We start from the raw sequence: 22332 nt of genomic DNA, 5'->3' as shown, positions 1-22332 counted from the left end.
ATATCAGGAGGTGGTAACAGTATGTAATCTGGTTTCATAAAAGAATTGCAAACGATCCGCCTCCAAAAGGCGGGTCGTTTTTTTTTGCCCTGAAACAACCAACATATTTAAAAACAGATTTGCACATGTCGCACGTGTTAAACAAGTTCTCCAGAACAATTACACAGGACCCAACACAACCTGCTGCACAGGCAATGTTGTACGGAATCGGACTAACAGATGAAGATCTCGCGAAAGCACAGGTGGGTGTTGCCAGTATGGGTTACGATGGCAATACCTGTAACATGCACCTGAATGATCTGTCGAAAATTATCAAGGAAAGTATTTGGCAGGAAAACCTGGTCGGACTCATTTTCAATACGATTGGCGTAAGTGATGGCATGAGCAATGGAACAGATGGCATGCGCTATTCATTGGTTAGCCGGGATATCATTGCAGACTCCATTGAAGCGGTATGTGGTGCACAGTATTATGATGGCCTGATTACCGTTCCGGGTTGTGATAAAAACATGCCGGGTTCCATCATTGCGATGGGACGTTTAAATCGCCCGTCTATTATGGTGTATGGTGGTACCATCGCACCTGGACATTATAAAGGACAGGATCTGAATATTGTATCTGCATTTGAGGCACTGGGACAAAAAATCGCAGGGCAGTTATCGGAAGCGGATTTCAAAGGAATTGTGCAGCATGCTTGTCCGGGTGCCGGTGCCTGCGGAGGCATGTATACAGCCAACACCATGGCATCTGCGATTGAGGCACTCGGTATGAGTCTGCCCTACTCTTCTTCTAACCCTGCATTAAGCCAGGAAAAACAGGATGAGTGCAAGGCTGCGGGAAAAGCTATCCGCTTATTGTTGGAAAAAGATATTAAACCCAGTGATATCATGACGCGCAAAGCATTTGAAAATGCAATTACGGTGATCATGGTATTGGGTGGATCAACCAATGCGGTGCTGCATTTGATTGCAATGGCTAAAAGTGTGGATGTACCGCTTACACAAGATGATATCCAGGCCATCAGTGACAAAACACCGGTACTGGCAGATTTCAAACCAAGTGGAAAATACCTGATGCAGGATCTGCACCAATATGGCGGTGTACCTGCAGTAATGAAATATTTATTGAGCAAAGGTTTATTACATGGTGATTGTTTGACAGTAACTGGTAAAACAATTGCAGAAAACCTGGCGGAAGTTCCGGATCTGGATTTTGAAACACAGAAGATCATCTATCCGTTGGAAGCGCCATTGAAATCAACCGGACATCTTCAGATCCTTTATGGCAATCTCGCTGAAGGAGGAAGTGTAGCCAAGATCAGTGGTAAGGAAGGAGAAAAATTTGTTGGACCGGCAAGAGTATTTGATGGTGAATTTGAATTAATCAATGGCATTAGCAGTGGTCGCGTGAAAGCAGGAGATGTTGTGGTGATCAGAAATGTAGGGCCTAAAGGTGCACCTGGTATGCCGGAAATGTTGAAACCCACATCTGCCATTATTGGTGCGGGTTTAGGCAAATCAGTTGCACTGATTACAGATGGTCGTTTCAGTGGTGGAACACATGGATTCGTCGTCGGTCACATCACGCCTGAAGCTTATGATGGCGGATTAATCGGACTGGTTCAGGATGATGATATCATTGAACTGGATGCAACGAATAATACCATCAATCTGAAAGTAGACAAGGGCGTGATTGATCAGCGAAAAGCGAACTGGAAAAAACCCTCATTAAAAGTAACTAAAGGAATTCTTTACAAATATGCAAAGCACGTTAAGTCAGCCGCAGAAGGCTGCGTTACCGACGAAGACTGAGACCATCAGTGGATCGAAAGCAGTACTGGAAGCATTGATTGCGGAAGGAGTGAAAACCATTTTTGGTTATCCCGGTGGTGCCATCATGCCCATTTACGATGCGCTATATGATTATAGTGAACAACTAGAACATATCCTGGTTCGTCACGAGCAGGGAGGTATACATGCTGCCCAGGGATATGCACGTACATCCGGTGATGTAGGTGTGGTATTTGCAACCAGCGGTCCGGGTGCAACGAATCTCGTAACCGGATTGGCAGATGCTATGATTGATTCTACACCTGTGGTAGCAATAACCGGACAGGTATTTGCACACTTGCTGGGAACGGATGCTTTCCAGGAAACAGATGTAATCAATATTACTACACCGGTAACCAAATGGAATTACCAGGTAACGGATGCTGCGGAGATACCTGCAGTAATGGCCAAAGCATTTTACATCGCGAGAACAGGTCGTCCTGGTCCGGTTTTGATTGATATCACCAAGAATGCACAATTACAGCTCTTCGAATATGAAGGCTACAAAAAATGTGATCATATCCGTAGCTATCGTCCGAAACCCAATGTGCGGAAAGAATATGTTGAGCAGGCTGCAGCTTTGATCAATGAAGCAAAGCAGCCCTTTGTGATCTTTGGACAGGGAGTGATACTTGGTAAAGCGGAGAAAGAATTTATTTCTTTTATTGAAAAAGCGGGAATACCATCTGCCTGGACCATCATGGGTATGAGTGCTATTCCAACAGATCATCCGCTGGGAGTTGGCATGCTGGGAATGCATGGAAATTATGGTCCGAATGTACTGACCAATGAGTGCGATGTATTGATAGCCGTGGGTATGCGCTTTGATGATCGGGTAACGGGCCGATTGGATAAATATGCCAAGCAGGCAAAAGTGATTCACCTGGATATTGATCCGGCGGAGATAGATAAAAACGTGAAGACAACTGTTCCGGTGTGGGGAGATTGCAAAGAGACACTACCCATGCTTACGGAGTTGATTGAACCCAAAGTATATCCTCAATGGTTACAGCGTTTCCGTGACTATGCGCAACAGGAGCAGGAACAGTGTATCGAGCCTGAATTGCATCCAACCGGAGAGGTATTAACAATGGGTGAGGTGATCAATACCCTGAATGAATTAACGGGTGGTGATGCTATCATTGTAACAGATGTTGGTCAGCACCAGATGGTAGCCTGCAGATATGCCAACTATAATCAAACCAAGAGCAATGTAACCTCGGGTGGATTGGGAACGATGGGCTTTGCATTGCCCGCTGCCATTGGAGCAAAATATGGTGATCCTAAACGAACCGTAGTGGCAGTGATCGGTGATGGCGGTTTCCAGATGACGCTGCAGGAATTGGGAACCATCATGCAGTTTGATGTGGATGTAAAAATCCTGATCCTGAACAATGAGTTCCTGGGAATGGTGCGCCAGTGGCAACAGCTTTTCCATGATCGCCGGTATTCCTTTGTGAATATTACGAGTCCGGATTTTGTACAGGTAGCCAAAGGATATCACATTGATGGAAATAGTGTTCGTGAAAGAAAAGACCTCCGCGAAGCATTGTCAACCATGCTGAATCATAAAGGAGCATACCTGCTGGAAGTAATGGTAGGTAAGGAAAATAATGTGTTCCCGATGGTACCGCAGGGATGTAGTGTGGCGGAGATAAGGTTGAAGTGAGCATGGAAGAATGGAGGAAAGGAAGATGGGAAAAGGAAGAGAGATAAATGGATTATTAAAACATTTAAACATGAACAAGCAGGAATATACTATAACGGTTTATACGGAGAATCAGATCGGGTTGCTGAACCGGATCGCGATAATGTTCTCCAGGAGAAAAATCAATGTAGAGAGCCTGAATACTTCGCCATCTGAAGTGGAGGGAATTCATCGCTTTACGATTGTCATTCATGAAACGGAAGATGTGGTGAAAAAACTGGTGCGCCAGATTGAAAAGCAGGTGGAAGTATTGAAGGCTTACTACAATACGAATGAAGAACTGATCTGGCAGGAACTGGCACTGTATAAAGTGTCAACAGATGAGATTGCTGAAAAGGTAAAAGTGGAAAGACTCCTAAGAGAATATGGCGCACGTGCAGTAGTAATCCGGAAAGACTATACTGTATTTGAAACTACTGGTCACCGTGAAGAAACGGACAAACTTATCAACGTGCTGGAACCATATGGCTTAATAGAGTTTGTGAGAAGTGCGCGTGTAGCGATTATAAAAGCAAGCAGTGGGTTCCATGAAAAGCTGAGAGAATTTGAAGCCCAGGAACCAAGTGAGGAAGTGGTGGAGAATGAGTATCTGGATAAGCAGGATGAGGTGTTTACAATGTGAGACGTCAGACGTGAAACGTGAGAAAAACAACTAACATATAACAAGCAACCGTAAAATTTCTTAATCAATTTAAATCATGGCAAAATTAAATTTCGGAGGTGTTGAGGAGAATGTAGTAACGAGGGAAGAGTTTCCCCTGTCAAAAGCACAGGAAGTATTGAAAAATGAAACCGTAGCAGTAATTGGATACGGTGTACAGGGTCCTGGTCAGGCATTGAACCAGCGCGACAATGGCATCAATGTGATTGTTGGTCAGCGTAAGAACTCCAAGACCTGGGATAAGGCAATCGCCGATGGATTTGTTCCTGGTGAAACCTTATTTGAAATTGAAGAAGCGCTGGAGCGTGGCACCATCATCTGTTACCTGCTGAGTGATGCAGCACAGATTGCTTTGTGGCCGACGGTAAAAAAACACCTGACTCCAGGCAAAGCCCTTTACTTCTCTCACGGCTTCGGAATTACATTTAATGAGCAGACCGGAATTATTCCTCCTGCTGATGTAGACGTTTTCCTGGTGGCTCCGAAAGGAAGTGGCACATCACTGCGTCGTATGTTCCTGCAGGGTCGTGGTTTGAACAGCTCTTATGCTATCTACCAGGATGCAACCGGTAAAGCAAAAGACCGTGTAATAGCACTGGGTATTGCTGTAGGAAGCGGTTACCTGTTTGAAACAGATTTCAAAAAAGAAGTGTACTCTGATCTGACTGGTGAAAGAGGAACCCTAATGGGAGCCATCCAGGGAATCTTTGCAGCACAGTACCAGGTATTACGTGATAAAGGTCATACTCCTTCTGAAGCATTCAATGAAACAGTAGAAGAGTTGACACAATCACTGATGCCGCTGGTTGCAGAAAATGGAATGGACTGGATGTATGCCAACTGTTCTACTACTGCACAACGTGGTGCACTCGATTGGTGGAAAAAATTCAGAGATGCAACAGCACCTGTATTCAAAGAACTGTACGAGAGCGTGGCTACCGGAAAAGAATCACAGCGTTCTATTGATTCCAACAGTCAGCCCGACTATCGCGAGAAACTGGAAGAAGAACTGAAAGAACTTCGCGAAAGTGAAATGTGGCAGGCTGGTAAGACTGTAAGGAGTCTGCGTCCTGAAAACCAAGCGAAGTAACATACGTGGGACATCAGACGTGAGACGTGAGACAATTTTCTCACTTCTCACTTCTCACGTCTCACATCTCACATCTCACCTTAAAACTCAAAGTCATTCAAGTTAACTCCATACTCGACTTTCACAAAGCAGCGCATCGCCTGAAGAAGGTGATAAAAAAAACACCGCTGACCTATAACGCCAATTTATCGAGGCGGTATAACTGTCATGTCTACCTGAAAAGGGAGGACCTGCAGGTAGTGAGAAGTTATAAGTTGAGAGGAGCTTTCAACATGATGAGCAGCCTGCCGCAGGAACAACTTCGCAAAGGAGTGGTTTGTGCCAGTGCCGGCAACCATGCCCAGGGATTTGCATTCAGTTGCAAACAGCTAAAAGTAAAGGGTGTGGTTTTCATGCCCATCATAACCCCCAATCAGAAAGTCAGCCAGACAAAAATGTTTGGGGAAGACTGGATCGAAGTACGCTTGACCGGAGATACCTTCGACGACTGTGCAGCAGCGGCCAAAGCCTATACCGAGGCCAATGAAATGGTATTTATTCCACCCTTTGATGATGAGCGCATCATAGAGGGACAGGGAACAGTAGGCGTTGAAATCCTCGAAGAGCTAAACGATCCTGATTATGTTTTTATCCCCGTTGGTGGTGGCGGTCTTTCTGCCGGAGTAGGCAAGTATCTCCAAATTTATGCCCCCGCTACCCAAATTATCGGGGTAGAGCCGGAAGGAGCTCCCTCCATGTACCAGGCACTTAAAGCAGGCGAACCTGTAACTCTGGACAATATTGAACGATTTGTAGATGGTGCAGCGGTTAAACGGGTAGGTGAAAAGACCTTCCCTATCTGCCGGGAAGTATTATCAGATATGCTGCTGGTGCCGGAAGGAAGGGTTTGCGCGGAAATCCTGAAACTTTATAACGAGGATGCCATCGTGGTAGAACCTGCCGGGGCCCTTTCCATTGCTGCGCTGGACCAATATACCGACCAGATACAGGGAAAAAAAGTAGTGTGCATTGTATCCGGCAGCAACAACGATATTGACAGAATGCAGGAAATTAAGGAGAGAGCCCTTCAATACGAGGGACTCAAACATTATTTCCTCATCCGTTTTGCACAGCGCCCCGGCGCATTGAAAGAATTTGTAAATTTTATCCTGGGACCATCAGACGATATCACCCGGTTCGAATACATCCAGAAACACAACAAGGAAACCGGACCCGCATTGGTAGGAATAGAACTCAAAAGCCCGACAGATTACCATATCCTGCTGAAAAATATGCAGCAGTACCATATCAATTACACAGAATTGAATAAAGACGATAATCTTTTTGGATACCTCGTCTGAATATTCATAATTTGTTGTATATTCATAGCCTTGCTTGCTGCATATAATTAATTCTGTCTAACAGAAGGTATTTTTTATTGAAAATTTTCTAAACTGCATTATCAACGATGGCAAGCAACCAGGGTTTATACCATCCCTCTTTTGAGCGCGACGCATGTGGGATCGGTTTTGTGGCAAACATCAAGAGCAACAAATCTCATCAAATCATTTCGGATGCATTGACCGTATTGGAAAATATGGAGCATCGGGGAGCCTGCGGCTGTGAAGCCAATACCGGCGATGGTGCTGGTATCATGATCCAGGTACCACATGAATTCTATTTTGATGAGTGTGTGAAACTGGGATTTCATCTCCCCTCCTTCGGCCGCTATGGTGTAGGTGTTTTATTCTTCCCAAGAGAAATCCGACTGCGTGAAGAATGCAGAGATATCTTCAACCGGGCAGCTGAGAAACTCGGACTAGAAGTTATTGGATATCGCAAGGTGCCTGTGAATACGGAAGGAATTGGTGCTACTGCCCTGAGTGTGGAGCCTGAAATGGAGCATGTATTCATTGCCTGTCCGGATCATATCAACAACCCTGATGAGTTCGAACGCAAACTCTTTATCCTGCGTAATTATGCCAGTCATACCATCAACAATACGGTAAAGAAAGATGCTATCGGATTTTACATTGCATCGCTTTCCTATAAAACGGTAGTTTATAAAGGACAGCTTACCAGTAACCAGGTACGTGGTTATTTCCCCGACCTGAATGACAAAAGACTGGTGAGTGCTTTCGGGCTGGTACACTCCCGTTTTGCCACCAACACCTTCCCCTCCTGGAAGCTGGCACAGCCTTTCCGCTTTATCGCGCACAATGGTGAAATCAATACGGTACAGGGCAACCTGAACTGGCTTCGCACCAATGAAAAAGGATTTACCTCTCCCTATTTTACCAAGGAGGAAATGGATCTGCTGCTCCCCATCGTAACAGATGGACAATCAGATTCTGCCTGCCTGGATAACATGATTGAATTGTTGACTTTATCGGGACGTTCTTTACCACATGTAATGATGATGCTGATTCCTGAAGCATGGGATGGTAATGAGAGTATGGATCCAGTTAAAAAAGCATTTTATGAATTCCATGCCTCCTTTATGGAACCCTGGGATGGTCCCGCTTCTATCTCTTTCACTGATGGAAAAATTATTGGTGCTACGCTCGACCGGAATGGTCTTCGCCCCTCCCGCTACTGTGTTACCAATGATGATCGCGTGATCATGGCATCTGAAACAGGAGCATTGCCAGTTGATCCTTCCATCGTAATAGAAAAGGGTCGCCTGCAGCCAGGAAAGATGTTCGTGGTAGATATGGAACAGGGCCGAATCATCAGTGATACCGAATTAAAAGAACAAATCTGCTCTCAGAAACCTTATGGAGAGTGGTTGAATAAATATAAAATTCGCCTGGAAGAATTACCGGAGCCAAGAGTATTGTTCACCCACCTGGAACATGACCAGGTATTCAAATACCAGAAAGCTTTTGGTTATTCCACGGAAGATCTTGAAACCATCATTGCGCCGATGTCAATAGATGGCAAAGAGCCGGTAGGTTCAATGGGCACAGATACTCCACTTGCAATTTTAAGTGATCAGCCACAACACCTTAGCAGTTATTTCAAACAATTGTTTGCACAGGTAACCAATCCGCCAATTGATCCAATTCGTGAGCGGCTGGTTATGTCACTTGCCACTTTTGTTGGCAACAATGGAAACCTGCTCACAGAAGAACCACTGGCAGCGCACAGTGTTGCATTGAAACATCCGGTTCTCAACAATCATGAACTGGAGAAAATCAGAAGTATTGATACGGGAATTTTCCAGGCCAAAACATTGCAGTGTTATTTCCGCGCCGATGGCAAACCCGGATCACTTCAGAAGGCATTGGATCGTATCTGCCGCTATGCAGTAGATGCTGCACAGGATGGGTTTGAAGTATTGATACTTTCTGACCGTGCGATTGATTCGGATCACGCACCCATTCCTTCTTTGCTTGCCACTGCAGCTATTCATCATCATCTTATAAGAAAAGGGCTACGCGGACAAGTAGGGTTGGTAGTAGAAGCAGGCGATGTATGGGAAGTACATCACTTCGCCTGTCTGATTGGATTTGGTGCTACTGCAATTAACCCCTACCTGGCATTATCAACCATTCGTGATCTGCGACTGAATGGCAAACTTGAAACGAGTTTGGATCCGGATCAGCTCAAGAAAAATTATATCAAAGCAGTTAATGAAGGACTGCTAAAAGTATTCTCTAAGATGGGAATCTCTACCCTGCAATCTTACCAGGGTGCACAGATTTTTGAGATCATTGGTTTGAATAAAACAGTAGTTGATAAATACTTCACGGGTGCTACCTCCCGCATTGAAGGAATGGGGCTGGATGAGATCGCAAGAGAAGCATTGGCCAAACATTTCCTTGCATTCAGTAAAAAAGAAATTCCGGTGGATCGCCTGCCGGTTGGAGGTGTTTATCAATGGAAGCGTAAAGGCGAATTCCATTTATTCAATCCGCAAACCATTCACTTGTTGCAGTATTCTACCAAGATGAATGATTATGCGACTTACAAAAAATATGCGAAGCTGGTAAATGATCAAAGCGTTAAAGCCGCCACACTCAGAAGCCAGTTGCAGTTTAAAACCAATCGTCCGTCTATTTCAATTGATGAAGTAGAACCTGCTGAAAGCATCATGAAACGATTTGCTACTGGGGCAATGAGTTTCGGATCGATATCACACGAAGCACATTCCACCCTGGCGATTGCGATGAACCGTATTGGCGCAAAATCCAATACCGGTGAAGGTGGTGAAGATGTATTGCGTTATGAGCCCATGGCAAATGGAGACTCCATGCGCAGTGCGATCAAACAGGTAGCATCGGGTCGCTTTGGTGTGACCAGTTATTATCTGACCATGGCGGATGAGTTACAAATTAAAATGGCACAGGGTGCCAAGCCGGGAGAAGGTGGTCAGTTACCCGGACATAAAGTAGATGAATGGATCGGTAAGGTTCGGCATTCTACTCCGGGTGTAGGATTGATTTCCCCACCACCGCATCACGATATTTACAGTATTGAAGATCTGGCGCAGTTGATATATGATTTGAAAAATTCCAACCGTACTGCGCGCATCAGTGTAAAGCTGGTAAGTAAAGCAGGAGTAGGAACCATTGCTGCCGGAGTAGCGAAAGCAAAAGCAGATGTAATTCTGATTGCTGGTCATGATGGCGGAACCGGTGCCTCTCCTATCAGTTCCATCAAACACGCAGGATTACCCTGGGAACTGGGATTGGCTGAATCGCACCAGACCCTGCTGAAAAATAAACTCAGGAGTCGGGTGGTGTTGCAGGCAGACGGACAGATGCGTACAGGTCGCGACATCGCGATAGCAACCTTATTAGGTGCAGAAGAATGGGGCATTGCAACTGCAGCACTGGTTGTGGAAGGTTGTATCATGATGCGTAAGTGTCATTTGAATACTTGTCCGGTTGGTGTGGCCACACAAGACCCGGAGCTTAGAAAACGCTTTACCGGAAACGCGGATCATGTGGTGAATTTCTTCCGCTTTATCACGGAAGATCTGAGAGAGATCATGGCAGAGTTGGGATTCAGAACCATCAATGAAATGGTGGGACAAGTAGATTTCCTGGAAGCAAAAACGGATGTAACACATTGGAAATACAAAGGACTTGATCTTTCTCCTGTATTGTATAAGGAACCAGCTTCACGTTACACAGGTTTGTACAAAATGGAAGAGCAGGATCACGGATTGAGTAATGTGCTCGACTGGAAATTACTGGAAGCTGCTAAACCAGCATTGGAAAATCAGCAGAAAGTATTTGCCGCATTTGATGTGAAGAATACGGATCGTACCATTGGCACCATTCTTTCCAATGAGATTTCGAAGAAGTACAAGGAAGAAGGATTGCCGGATGATACCATTCATTTCAAGTTTACAGGCACAGCCGGCCAAAGTTTTGGTGCTTTCAATACAAAAGGAGTAACACTTGAACTGGAAGGAGATGCCAATGATTATTTTGGAAAGGGATTAAGCGGTGCGAAACTGGTGGTTTATCCATCTCTGCATGCAAGTTTTGTTCCGGAGGAAAACATCATCATTGGTAACGTAGCGTTCTATGGAGCAACATCTGGTATTTCATTCATTCGCGGTAAAGCTGGTGAGCGATTTGCAGTAAGAAATTCAGGCGCAACAGCAGTAGTGGAAGGTGTTGGTGACCATGGTTGTGAATACATGACCGGAGGTACAGTTGTGATATTGGGAGACACTGGAAGAAACTTTGCAGCAGGTATGAGTGGAGGAATTGCTTTCATCTACGATGTAAAAGGAAATTTCCCGGATCTCTGTAATAAGGAAATGGTGGACCTTGATCCGGTTGAGGAGGAAGATATCGCACAACTAAAAGATTTATTGCAACAGCATTATACCTATACCGGAAGTACAGTAGCGCAATTCATCTTAACTGATTTTGAGAATCAGCTGAAGAATTTTGTGAAAGTATTCCCGAGTGATTATAAGAAGGTGTTGCAGAAGCGCAGGAGCATAGAGGTGAAAAGTGAGAAGTGAGGAATGGAAGAGGAGACAAAGGAGAATGGAGACAAGGGAGAAGGGAAGAAAGGAGGAAAGGAGGAAAAACATTAATAACAAAATTTAACTGAGAAAGAAATATGGGTAAGCCAACCGGATTTATGGAATTCACACGGGAGTTGCCAGGCAAGCGACCTGTAGAAGAACGTGTGAAAGATTACAACGAATTCATCAACCGGTATTCGGATGAGCAGCTTAATAAACAGTCTGCAAGATGTATGAACTGTGGCATTCCTTTCTGTCATAATGGATGTCCTTTAGGAAATGTAATACCCGAATTCAATGATGCCGTGTATCGCAAGAATTGGGAAGAAGCTTATGACATTCTGAAGTCCACCAATAATTTCCCGGAGTTTACGGGAAGAATTTGTCCGGCTCCTTGTGAAACCGCCTGCGTACTGGGAATTAACCAGCCGGCCATCACGATTGAAGAAATCGAAAAGCATATTATTGAAATCGCATTTGAAAAGGGACTGGTAAAACCTCAGAAGCCGACACTGCGGACCGGTAAAAAAGTTGCAGTGATTGGATCTGGTCCGGCCGGACTGGCAGCTGCGGCTCAATTGAATTATGCTGGTCACCAGGTAACTGTATACGAGCGGGATGAAAAGCCAGGAGGCCTCTTACGGTATGGCATACCCGATTTTAAACTGGAGAAATGGGTTGTGGAACGTCGGGTGGCATTACTGGAGGAAGAAGGAGTGGTTTTTAAATGTCATTCCAATGTTGGCGTGAATGTTCGCGTGAATGATTTGTTGAGAGAGTACCATGCAATTGTACTGGCAGGAGGATCAACTGTGCCTCGTGATTTGGCGATTCCTGGCAGGGATTTAAAAGGCGTTCATTTTGCGATGGACTTTCTGAAGCAGCAGAATAAACGTAATTATCAGTCGGACCCACTTGCATTCAAAGAAATTGAGAGTAACGTCGTTGGAGAAAATATCCTGACCACCGGAAAAAATGTAGTTGTAATTGGTGGTGGAGATACAGGTAGTGACTGTGTAGGTACATCCAATCGCCAGGGTGCTGTTTCAGTAACACAATTTGAACTGTTACCAAAACCTCCAGCTCAAAGAACGGATTTTATGCCCTGGCCAAGTTATCCGATGGTGTTGAAAACCTCTACCTCCCATGAAGAGGGTTGTGAGCGCCACTGGGCGATTGCCACCAAAGCCTTTATTGGTGATGAACAGGGAAACCTGAAAGCCTTGCAGATAGTTGACCTGGAATGGAGCTCAGGAGCCGATGGTCGCCCCTCACAGTTTAAGGAAGTAGCAGGAAGTGTTCGGGAAATACCTTGTGAAAGAGCATTCCTCGCAATGGGATTCCTGCACCCGCAGCACAAAGGATTACTGGAAGAGTTGGGTGTTGACCTGGATGAAAGAGGCAATGTTAGGGCTGGGGAAAAATCCTTCCAAACCAATATTCCCAAAGTTTTCACGGCGGGTGATATGCGCAGGGGACAAAGCCTGGTGGTTTGGGCGATCAGTGAAGGAAGGGAATGTGCCCGCAAAGTGGATGAATACCTGATGGGGCAATCTGTACTGGAAACAAAGGATGCAATGTTATCCATGGCACTCTAACATATTATTTTTTTATACATATTTAATAAAAAGCGGCTTTAGGCCGCTTTTTTTATTTTCTTCCCTGAATAAATCAAAATTTAACCCAAAAGATAAAATTCTATCAACCCGGATCCAGAAGATTTTAAGGAAAACTTTTTACACCGTATAAATAATTGATATTCAACAGAATTATTCCTAACGAAGGCTGTTCTTTCATTCTTTATGCTGAAGCTTATTATACAAGGAACAGATATAACATTATATTTTTCTATATGTGTATATATTAGAGCATTTCTAATAAATTTTATCAGTACTTTAGAAAAATAATTTATAGTTACTATTTTTTTAATGCAATTAAAACCAACTGAAATGAGTAAACTGACGATCAAACAGGTAGCCCCCTTTCTGATTTTGGCTGCTGTTTCTGTAGCGGCGCTCTTTGCCCCAACCGTTGCAGATTTTGCTGACCCCGATAAGGTTTATAATGGGGCCGATATTGCCTGGATCCTGGTAGCCTCAGCCCTGGTATTTCTTATGACACCCGGACTTGCCTTTTTTTATGGAGGAATGGTGCACAGGAAGAATGTAATCTCCACCATGATTAAAAGTGTGGTAGCAGCCGGTGTGGTGAGTGTTTTGTGGGTGTTTTTTGGATACAGCCTTTGTTTTGGAGAATCAATCGGAGGTTTTATTGGTAATCCATTCACCCATCTGTTCTGGAAAGGCGTTAATAGTGGTGAACCGGTTGGTGGTATCCCAAAATCCCTCTTTGCGGTATTCCAACTGATGTTTGCTATCATCACGCCGGGACTCGTAGTAGGCGCAGTAGCTGAAAGAATCCGCTTCACTTCCTATATTTTATTCATTGTATTATTTGCCGTTTTAGTATACGCGCCCCTGGCTCACATGAGCTGGCATGCAGATGGGTTCCTCCTGAAAATGGGAGCACTTGACTTTGCAGGTGGTACCGTTGTACATATTTCTGCAGGTTGCGCAGCATTGGCAGGCGCACTGGTATTAAAGCGTCGCCAGGTACATATGGAACATAAAGAAATTCCCCCGGCAAACATCCCTTATGTATTAATCGGAACCGGTTTGCTGTGGTTCGGCTGGTTTGGTTTCAATGCAGGTTCTGCACTGGGCGCCAATGCGCTGGCAGTTTCTGCTTTCATTACAACAAATGTTGCAGCAGGCGCAGCCGGTTGTAGCTGGATGTTCTTTGATGTAATGCGCGGCAAAAAACCATCTGTTATCGGTTTCTGTATTGGTGCAGTGGTTGGTCTGGTTGCTATTACGCCCGCTGCCGGATTTGTAGCTATTCCACAAAGCATTTTCATTGGTGTGGTAGCAGCCCTCATTTCAAATCTGGCTGTTTATTACAAGCAAAAATCATCCCTGGATGATACACTGGATGTATTCCCTTGTCACGGTATTGGCGGTATGGTAGGTATGCTGATGACAGGTATTTTCGCTACCACAGCAGTTAATGGCGCAGGCCAGGATGGTCTATTCTACGGAAATGCAACCTTCTTCCTGACTCAGTTGAAAGCCATGCTGATCGCAGTTGGGTACAGCTTTGTAGTTTCTTATGCGATATTCAAATTCATCAATTTCCTGTTGCCATTGCGGGTTAGTTCAGAAGAAGAAGAACTCGGACTGGATGAAACCCAGCACAATGAAAAATACCTCCAGGGAACTTTGCTGGTACACAATAATGGCAAATTGAAAGAAGAAGAACTCTCTGAAATTTAATAAACAACCAAAACTAACTGCACTCTCCACTTTTGGGCCAGGCAGTAAACGAGAAAAAGGTACAGCATATTGACAAACTTCTGATACAAGTTTATCGCCGTACCCTTTCCCTTAACACTTAAAATGTTACACAATGTTACAAAAATTATTGGCAACAGGCATTGCGCTATCCTGTATAACAATTAGCCATGCCCAGACTGCTGAATCAACCCCAACAACCAGCACCGCGGAAGCGGCTGCCACTCCACCCGAAGAAAAAAAACCATTGATCAGCTTTTCCGGTTCCGCGGATGTTTACTACCGCTACGACTTTGGAAAACAGGCTGGAAACAATCGGACCAGTTTTACCAACACACATAACAGTTTCGCACTTGGAATGGCCAGCCTGAAAGCTGAACACCAGGGCGACAAAATTGGTGTTGTGCTGGATCTTGGCTTTGGTCCGCGTGCCAAGGAATTCACCTATGCAGACGAAGGTATTACCCAGGCCATAAAACAGCTCTATGTTAGCTATGCTCCCACTGACTGGTTAAAGTTTACTGCAGGTACCTGGGCAACCCATGTCGGATATGAACTCGTTGACCCACAATTGAACCGGAACTACAGCATGTCTTATATGTTTTCCAACGGACCTTTCTCTCATACCGGTTTGAAAGCAGAAGTATCAAAAGGTAAAAGCGGATTCATGCTTGGTATCTCCAATGCAACAGATTATCGCATTCCTCCAACTGACCAAATCAACCGGAAATTCATCCTTGCCCAGTATAGTTTCGCTGCAAGTGATAACCTGAAATTTTACTTAAACTATGTAGGTGGTAAAAACCCGGACACCTCAAAAACCAGCCAATTCGACCTTGTGATGACAGCCAGTATTTCGGACGCCTTCAGCATCGGTTACAATGGTACGGTTAATACTACCAAAACCTGGGATGGCGCTAAAAATGAATCCGGCAAATCCTGGTGGGGATCCGCCCTCTATTTAAACCTCGACCCTAAACCCTGGTTTGGCCTGACGTTGAGAGGTGAATATTTCAGTGATAAAAATCAGTTCAAGATTCCAACTGCAGGTCCGGATGGTGCAAGTTTATTTGCCACTACCCTATCAGCCAATTTCAAAGTAGGCGGACTGACATTCATTCCAGAATTCCGGGTTGAAAACGCTTCAGAAGAAATTTATGCAGACGCGAATGGTACCGGTAAAAAATCAGCAGGCAGTTTTCTGCTGGCCGCTATCTATAGTTTCTAACAACTGTTTCACATATGGCAAGCAATCGTTGATCGTCCCCCGTTTCTACGGGGGACTCTTTTTTTGCATCTAGTTGAGAAACATTTCATCTACCAATAAAAGATACCGGTTCTTTCCTTTTTGATAAGGCCGGGCAATAATCTTAAGGTAAGAAACCTGCTTCATTGGCAGTTCTTTTTGTATCAATTTCAAAGACGGCTTTTCTCCTTTGCGTGGTAAAGGAGCTGTAAGTTTCCCCAACAGTTGTGGAGATTCGGAACCCGCAGCGCCCCATACTTCTACAACTACCGGAGGGAAAATTCCGGTTGCTTCTTCCACCATATAATGTAATCCAACCGAAGTCAATGGTATGCTTTTATCAAACCTGGCTTCCAGCACCATATCATTGTTTCGTACACCCGCCCAGTAATTTGCCCAGGCAGGATTATTTGCACCAATCGCTCCCAGTTTACGGTTAAAAAAAGTTGCTGCACCCTCTGCCTGGTGAACATCATTCAGTTTAGTAAGTAAACGAACACTATCCGGTATAAATGAATTCTTCAAAAAATCAAAGGTTACCACCTCACTGGAATACCATCCGGGCTTGAATGCTTTTGCTTTTATCGTTGTATGTTGTTCGAGCATTGTATTTCCATCAAATACAGGAGAGTGGATACTGTCGGGCTCTGAGCCATCCTGGGTATAACGAATTGTTACTCCTTTTACCGGATGATACAACTCTAACGGTAATGCATTAGGGAAAACCATCTCCTGATTCCTGACCTGGGGCGGATTTAACTTTAACGTATCCGCACCTGTATCAATAAACCCTTCTACTATGTTGATTGTTGGAAAGTTTTTCTTCAGACTGATCACCTCTTCCGGATTTACTGCTGTATTCCAGATAGCAATAGATTGCAATGCTTTGAATCCAGGAAGATAATTGGTAAGCGCTGTATGGCTGATCTTTGTTCCGGATATTGCTAATGAACGCAACTGTGGCAATGCAACCAGTGTTGCCAATCCCGCATCTGTTATATCTGTAAAATTCAAATCCAGCTTGCGAAGATTTTGAAACTGTTGTAAGGAAGACAGATCGGCATCTTTTACCGGAAGTTTATTGAGACTGATGGAAATTACCTGCTTGCGAATAGTGGATAATTCCTCCAGGTGTTTTACTGTATACTTGTTCCGATTGTACAAGGCAACTTCCAAAGCAGGAGATTCCCGATCAACTGGTTTTATTGAGCGGTCAAAATTATTAAGTTGCCTGATGGTGTTCTCATCCGCAGCTGCAAAATCAAATTCTTCTGCTAATTGACCGGATGGCTGTAAAATTGACTGAGCCAATATGCGTAATGAATCAGTCTCCGGAAGTTCCATCAGTCTGCTATGAAAACTGGCATCGCCATCAATCCACCTGCTTAACAACTCAACTTCTACTGCTGTCAATTGCGGCTTGCCCTGAGGTGGCATGTGTTTTTTTTCTTCCAGTGGAAGATGAACCCGCTCCAATAATAAACTAAGTGCTGAATTGCCAGGAATAAAAAGCCGGCCCGACTTTCCACCTTTCAGCATAGCCAGGGTATCAGTGAGATTCAACGCACCCTTCATCTTTTGCAGACTATGGCAACTTGCACATTTTTGTTGCAGAATAGGCTGAATGACATGCGCATAAACAATAGCCTCTTCTAATTTAACGGGAGCCGCTTTCTTTTGTGCAAGTATCGGTTCCAGAATAAAATTTTCACCATGCGAGAGGTTAGCACCATAATGCCCGGTTATCCAAAGAGCCGGCACTATAATTATAGAACCAAGCCATTTTGTAACAAGTGGTTTTTGCTGCCTTGTACTCAACCAGTACAAAGCGGCACCACTGTAAAACAATATAGCACCACTCCATTTATGCCAGTTGATGGCTTCTCCTTCATACCCTTCTTCTTTTGATAAAAACAATCCCATGATCACGGTTATACCGGAAAGCAGGCTGCCCCATAATAAGAACCACTGGGCCATATCAAGACTACGGGACATCCAAAATAGCAGCAATGCAACCACCAGTAGCACGATTGGAAAATGTAAAAGCATGGGATGCATCCTGCCAAGCGGCTGCAACCAATATGGAATCACCAGGTATTGTTCAAACAACAACAGAAAGCTGACAAGAAGTAGAATCGCCAGCAAACATTGTTCGGTTACCAGCCTGATTTTTGAGTACCACTGCATAAGGAGGATTAACTGATGATGTTTCGAACTACTTCTCCGGAAATATCGGTTAAGCGGTACCGGCGACCAAGATGTTTAAAGATGAGTTTTTTATGATCGAGGCCCATCTGGTTCAGCACGGTTGCCTGAAAATCATGGACGTGAACCGGATCTTTAATGATGTTGTAACCAAGTTCATCTGTTTCACCATAAACAATACCTGGTTTAATACCACCCCCTGCCATCCAGACAGTGAAGCAACGAGGATGGTGATCACGGCCATAATTATCCTTTGTCAGTTCTCCCTGGGTATAACTGGTTCGACCAAATTCGCCACCCCAAATCACCAGGGTCTCATCCAGCAATCCCCTTTGTTTTAAATCCATCACCAGCGCAGCAGATGCCTGATCTACATCTTTGGCCTGTTGTGCAATTTCGTAGGGAAGATTGCCATGCTGATCCCATCCCTGGTGATACAGCTGAACAAAGCGAACTCCATTCTCTGAAAGTTTGCGCGCCAGAAGGCAATTCGCAGCAAAGGTTCCGGGTACCAGGCAATCAGGGCCATAAAGCTTAACAATACTCTCCGGCTCTTTTGAGATATCCATCACTTCAGGAATAGCCGTTTGCATCCGGTAAGCCATTTCATATTGCTGAATGCGACTGGCGATTTCAGGATCACCAAATTCCAGGTAGGATTTTTCATTCAATGCTGCTATCTGATCCAGCATGATACGCCTGGATTCCCTGCTCATACCATCCTGGTCGCGCAGATACAATACCGGATCCTCCCCTTTGCTGAATTGCACTCCCTGGTGCACAGAATCGAGAAATCCATTGGACCACAATTTGGAATACACACCCTGACCATTGCCCACGCCACGGGATAGCAATACAGTAAAAGCAGGCAGGTTGTTGTTTTCATTCCCCAATCCATAACTTAACCAGGCCCCCATACTAGGACGATTCCCCTGCTGCGCACCAGTTTGCAAAAAGGTTAGCGCAGGATCGTGATTGATGGCTTCGGTATACATCGATTTGATGATACACAACTCGGCTGCAATCTTTGCAGTATAGGGCATCAGGTCACTAATCCAGGCACCTGATTGACCATATTGTTTAAAGTCTACAAAGGAACCAACCAACGGAAAAGATGACTGGTTGGCTGTCATACCGGTCAGGCGCTGTTTACCCCTTACAGAAGGAGGAATCTCCTGTCCATGCATTTCACGCAGCTTAGGCTTGTAGTCGAACAGTTCCTGCTGCGAGGGTGCTCCATTCTGAAACAAATAGATAATCCGTTTTGCTTTTGGAGCAAAATGCGGAACCCCTGGTGCCCATCCTTCCTCCATACCAGTTCCTGAGAACAAATCAGGCATGAGCAGCGAGCCCAGTGCCATACTACCAACACCAATACTCATGGCAGATAAAAACCGCCGCCTGTTCCAACTGAACCCATGTTCTATGATTTCTTTATCCATTTCGCAATTTTGATTCTCTTCAAATCAGGATTTTGTTATGGTTTCTTCCAGGTTATAGATAGCTGTTATAACCCGCATCAGGGAAGCGATCTCGAGCATATCGGCTTGCTGCGGAAGGGGACTTTCTCCCACCCGGATCATTTTCTGAGCAGTTGATTTGTCCATTGTTGTTCGCTCCTGCTGATAATAATTCGAGAGCACCTCAATTTCTTTTGCATCCGGATTCCGGCATACAATTCTTCTGAAAGCCTGCCTGATTTTTTCCTCGGGTGCTCCGGATCCCTGTTGCAGTTTAGTTGCAAGCACCCTGGCAGCCTCCAATACGGTTGGGTCATTCAACATGACCAATGCCTGCAGCGGAGTGTTGGTGCGAAGCCTTTTTACCTCGCAGATATCCCGGTTGCTCGCATCAAAAATAGACAAGGCAGGAGGAGGTACTGTACGTTTGATCAGTGTATACATCCCTCTCCTGTAGAGTGCCGCACCATGATCCTGTGTGTAAATGGAAAGCAAACCACGACCGGATGTAGCCCCTTCCCACAATCCTGCAGGCTGATAAGGTTTCACACTTGGTCCGCCTATTTCAGGATTCAGCAACCCACTGCTCGACAATACCAGGTCGCGGATGAATTCAGCATGTATTCTGTACCTGGGCCCACGGGAGAGATAGATATTCTCCGGGTCTGTAGCCAGCTTCTCTTTAGACACTGTTGCAGATTGACAATACGTGGCAGATGTTACCATCAGCTTCACCAGTCTTTTAATATCCCAGTTATGTTCCCTGAAATCCACCGCCAGCCAATCCAGCAATGCAGGATGAGAAGGCAACTCTCCCTGCATTCCAAAATCACCGGAGGTTTTGACAATTCCTCTTCCAAAAAACTCCTGCCACAAGAGGTTAACATAGACTCTTGCCGTAAGCGGATGCTTTGGATCAAATAGCCACTTAGCTAGGCCCAGTCTGTTTTTGGGGTAGCTGTTATCAAATGGAAGAATGGATACCGGAGTTGCAGGCGCTACTTTTTCACCAGGAGCATCATACTCTCCGCGATGCAATACAAAAGTTGGGCGTATGGTATCCAGTTCGCCCATCACAGAAACGATCATTTTACCCGTATCTGTTTTGTTGATGAACCGGAGCATGTTGGCAACATCCGCATTGGTGATTTGCATCATGGGTTTCTTGGCATAGGTTTCTGGTCCACCTATCACCGACTCAATTCCTTCTTCCCGGATATTGTTGAAAAAGGAATAGAGCTGAAAGTATTCCTTTTGGGAAAAGGGGTCGTATTTATGATCATGGCAGCGGGCACATTCCATAGTTACACCAAGAATGCCTTTACCAATTAAATCAGTACGATCGCTAACATACATCACCCTGTATTCTTCCGGGATTACACCCCCTTCTTCGGTAATCTTATGATTGCGATTGAATGCAGTAGCAAGCAGTTGTTCCATGCTGGCATCGGGCAGCAGATCTCCGGCCAGTTGCCAGGTGACAAATTCATTATAGGGTTTGTTTTCATTGAACGCATGGATCACCCAATCGCGCCAGGGCCATTGGGTTCGATACCCATCATCCTGGTATCCATGTGAATCAGCATACCGTGCAAGGTCGAGCCAGTGCAGGGCCATTTTTTCACCATAAGCAGGAAGCGCCAGTAACTGATCTACCATCCGCTCATAGGCATCCGGTCTGCTGTCTGCGAGAAATGCATCCATCTGTTCAATGCTGGGTGGAAGACCGGTGAGATCCAGGCAAAGCCTTTTAAGCAGTCTTTCTTTGTCGGCCGGATCGTTTGGGGTAAGTCCCTTTGCCTCCATTGCGGCCAGAGTGAAAAAATCAATTTCATTAATCGGCCAGGCGGACTTTTTAATGGCAGGCGGGGCCTGCTTGCGCGGAGCAACAAAGGCCCAGTGATCTTCATAGCGGGCGCCTTGCTGAATCCATTTTTTTATGATAGCAATTTCCTGGCTGGTCAAACTCAGGTTGGAATACAAGGGAGGCATTAACAGGGAAGTATCCTGCGTGGATATTCTCAAAAAAGCATCGGATTCCTCCGGTTTTCCTGGCACCCAGGCATGTGCAGTTGGATTGTCCTGGAGTGCCTTAAACGCACTGTCAGCAATATCCAGTCGTAATCCGGCTTCTCTTTTATTGGCATCCGGGCCGTGACAACTAAAGCATTTATCAGACAGTATAGGTCTCACATCGAAATTATAGCTAACGGAATCCGGAACTACGGAAGCGGTTTGCATGCCAGTGTTATCACAGGAATACAGCAACCCTCCAACCAGCAAAAACAACAGGACCGGAATGAAAACATTTCTTCTCAGGAGCATTTGGCAGCAACGGTTTTATCAGATTATCGTGTGAGAAATTACTGCTTTCCTGCGGGCAAGCCATCCCGTTCTGTCCTGATTGTATGGAAGGGGAGAAAAGGATTAACTATTCTAGCATCTCTCTGCAAATAGTGTAACGAACAAATGGAGCACAAGACCCCAGTTTTGGGGTGGTTGGCTCCATTTTAAACTTTTTTCCCCTCTCCCTTCTCCTTTGTCGCCTTCGTTTCACGTCTCAGGTCTGACATCTCACTTTTTTGCCTTTCGGGCACTTTTCTCCATCCATTCGGCTGCTTTCATCTAACCAGTCAGTCAATTACGACCGCTCCCGCACTATTGTTTCACTGTTTTTGATACGTCCGTGAACCGTCGGTGAATTGTTCCGCAATCGTTCAAACATACTTCCCAGGAATCTATGTCAGTCCATTCCCTGCTCCATTCTCCATTCCTCCATCTTCCCTTCTCCCTTGTCTCCTCTTCCCTT

Annotated in this window: 12 protein-coding genes; 9 read left to right on the top strand and 3 right to left on the bottom strand. The window is 45.0% G+C overall.

All coding sequences use genetic code 11. From position 1 onward, the window contains the following. The first annotated feature begins 125 nt into the window (after positions 1–125). The 9 genes from ilvD to MD536_RS00720 all read left to right on the top strand — a co-directional run bounded on the left by ilvD (position 126) and on the right by MD536_RS00720 (position 15840). Positions 126–1811 carry a dihydroxy-acid dehydratase gene (gene ilvD / locus MD536_RS00760; RefSeq protein ID WP_239594774.1) on the top strand — a complete coding sequence of 562 codons (1686 nt, stop codon included), beginning with the start codon at positions 126–128 and terminating at the stop codon, positions 1809–1811. Continuing rightward, a complete protein-coding gene (gene ilvB / locus MD536_RS00755; protein WP_239594772.1) occupies positions 1759–3498 on the top strand; it encodes a biosynthetic-type acetolactate synthase large subunit in 1740 nt (579 codons plus the stop codon). Before ilvD ends, ilvB begins: the two co-directional genes overlap by 53 nt. A gap of 70 nt (positions 3499–3568) precedes the next feature. Beyond that, positions 3569–4159, top strand: a complete 591-nt coding sequence (ilvN, locus tag MD536_RS00750) for an acetolactate synthase small subunit (RefSeq protein ID WP_239594770.1) — start codon at positions 3569–3571, stop codon at positions 4157–4159. Between the two features lie 76 nt (positions 4160–4235). Then, a complete protein-coding gene (gene ilvC / locus MD536_RS00745; RefSeq protein ID WP_234865360.1) occupies positions 4236–5288 on the top strand; it encodes a ketol-acid reductoisomerase in 1053 nt (350 codons plus the stop codon). 26 nt (positions 5289–5314) lie between these two features. Further along, positions 5315–6628: a threonine ammonia-lyase IlvA gene (gene ilvA, locus MD536_RS00740; RefSeq protein ID WP_317208101.1), complete on the top strand. Its 1314-nt coding sequence runs from the start codon at positions 5315–5317 to the stop codon at positions 6626–6628. A gap of 107 nt (positions 6629–6735) precedes the next feature. Continuing rightward, a complete protein-coding gene (gene gltB / locus MD536_RS00735) occupies positions 6736–11256 on the top strand; it encodes a glutamate synthase large subunit (RefSeq protein ID WP_239594768.1) in 4521 nt (1506 codons plus the stop codon). 101 nt (positions 11257–11357) lie between these two features. Further along, entirely contained in the window at positions 11358–12860 is a 1503-nt protein-coding gene (locus MD536_RS00730) for a glutamate synthase subunit beta (RefSeq protein WP_239594767.1), read from the top strand. Between the two features lie 351 nt (positions 12861–13211). Continuing rightward, positions 13212–14594 (top strand): ammonium transporter, encoded by a 1383-nt coding sequence (locus tag MD536_RS00725; protein WP_239594766.1) that lies wholly within the window; start codon positions 13212–13214, stop codon positions 14592–14594. A 133-nt stretch (positions 14595–14727) separates the two neighbouring features. After that, the gene (locus MD536_RS00720) at positions 14728–15840 is read left to right on the top strand and encodes a porin (protein WP_239594765.1); all 1113 of its coding nucleotides are present in this window, start codon (positions 14728–14730) and stop codon (positions 15838–15840) included. A gap of 69 nt (positions 15841–15909) precedes the next feature. On the opposite strand, the gene MD536_RS00715 is transcribed toward MD536_RS00720, so the two are convergent. From MD536_RS00715 to MD536_RS00705, 3 genes are read right to left on the bottom strand one after another with little or no spacing between them, the layout of a single operon-like run. Beyond that, positions 15910–18045, bottom strand: coding sequence for an FN3 associated domain-containing protein (locus tag MD536_RS00715; RefSeq protein ID WP_239594764.1), 2136 nt, complete (start codon positions 18043–18045; stop codon positions 15910–15912). Between the two features lie 8 nt (positions 18046–18053). Continuing rightward, complete coding sequence (locus tag MD536_RS00710) at positions 18054–19505, bottom strand: DUF1501 domain-containing protein (RefSeq protein WP_239594763.1); 1452 nt, start codon at positions 19503–19505, stop codon at positions 18054–18056. 24 nt (positions 19506–19529) lie between these two features. Next, the gene (locus MD536_RS00705; RefSeq protein ID WP_239594762.1) at positions 19530–21848 is read right to left on the bottom strand and encodes a PSD1 and planctomycete cytochrome C domain-containing protein; all 2319 of its coding nucleotides are present in this window, start codon (positions 21846–21848) and stop codon (positions 19530–19532) included. Between the last annotated feature and the right edge of the window lie 484 nt (positions 21849–22332).

The organism is Flavihumibacter cheonanensis (assembly GCF_022352215.1).
GTDB lineage: Bacteria > Bacteroidota > Bacteroidia > Chitinophagales > Chitinophagaceae > Flavihumibacter > Flavihumibacter cheonanensis.
Note: the sequence above shows the minus strand (reverse complement) of the source record. Positions and strands in the feature narration are given on the sequence as shown.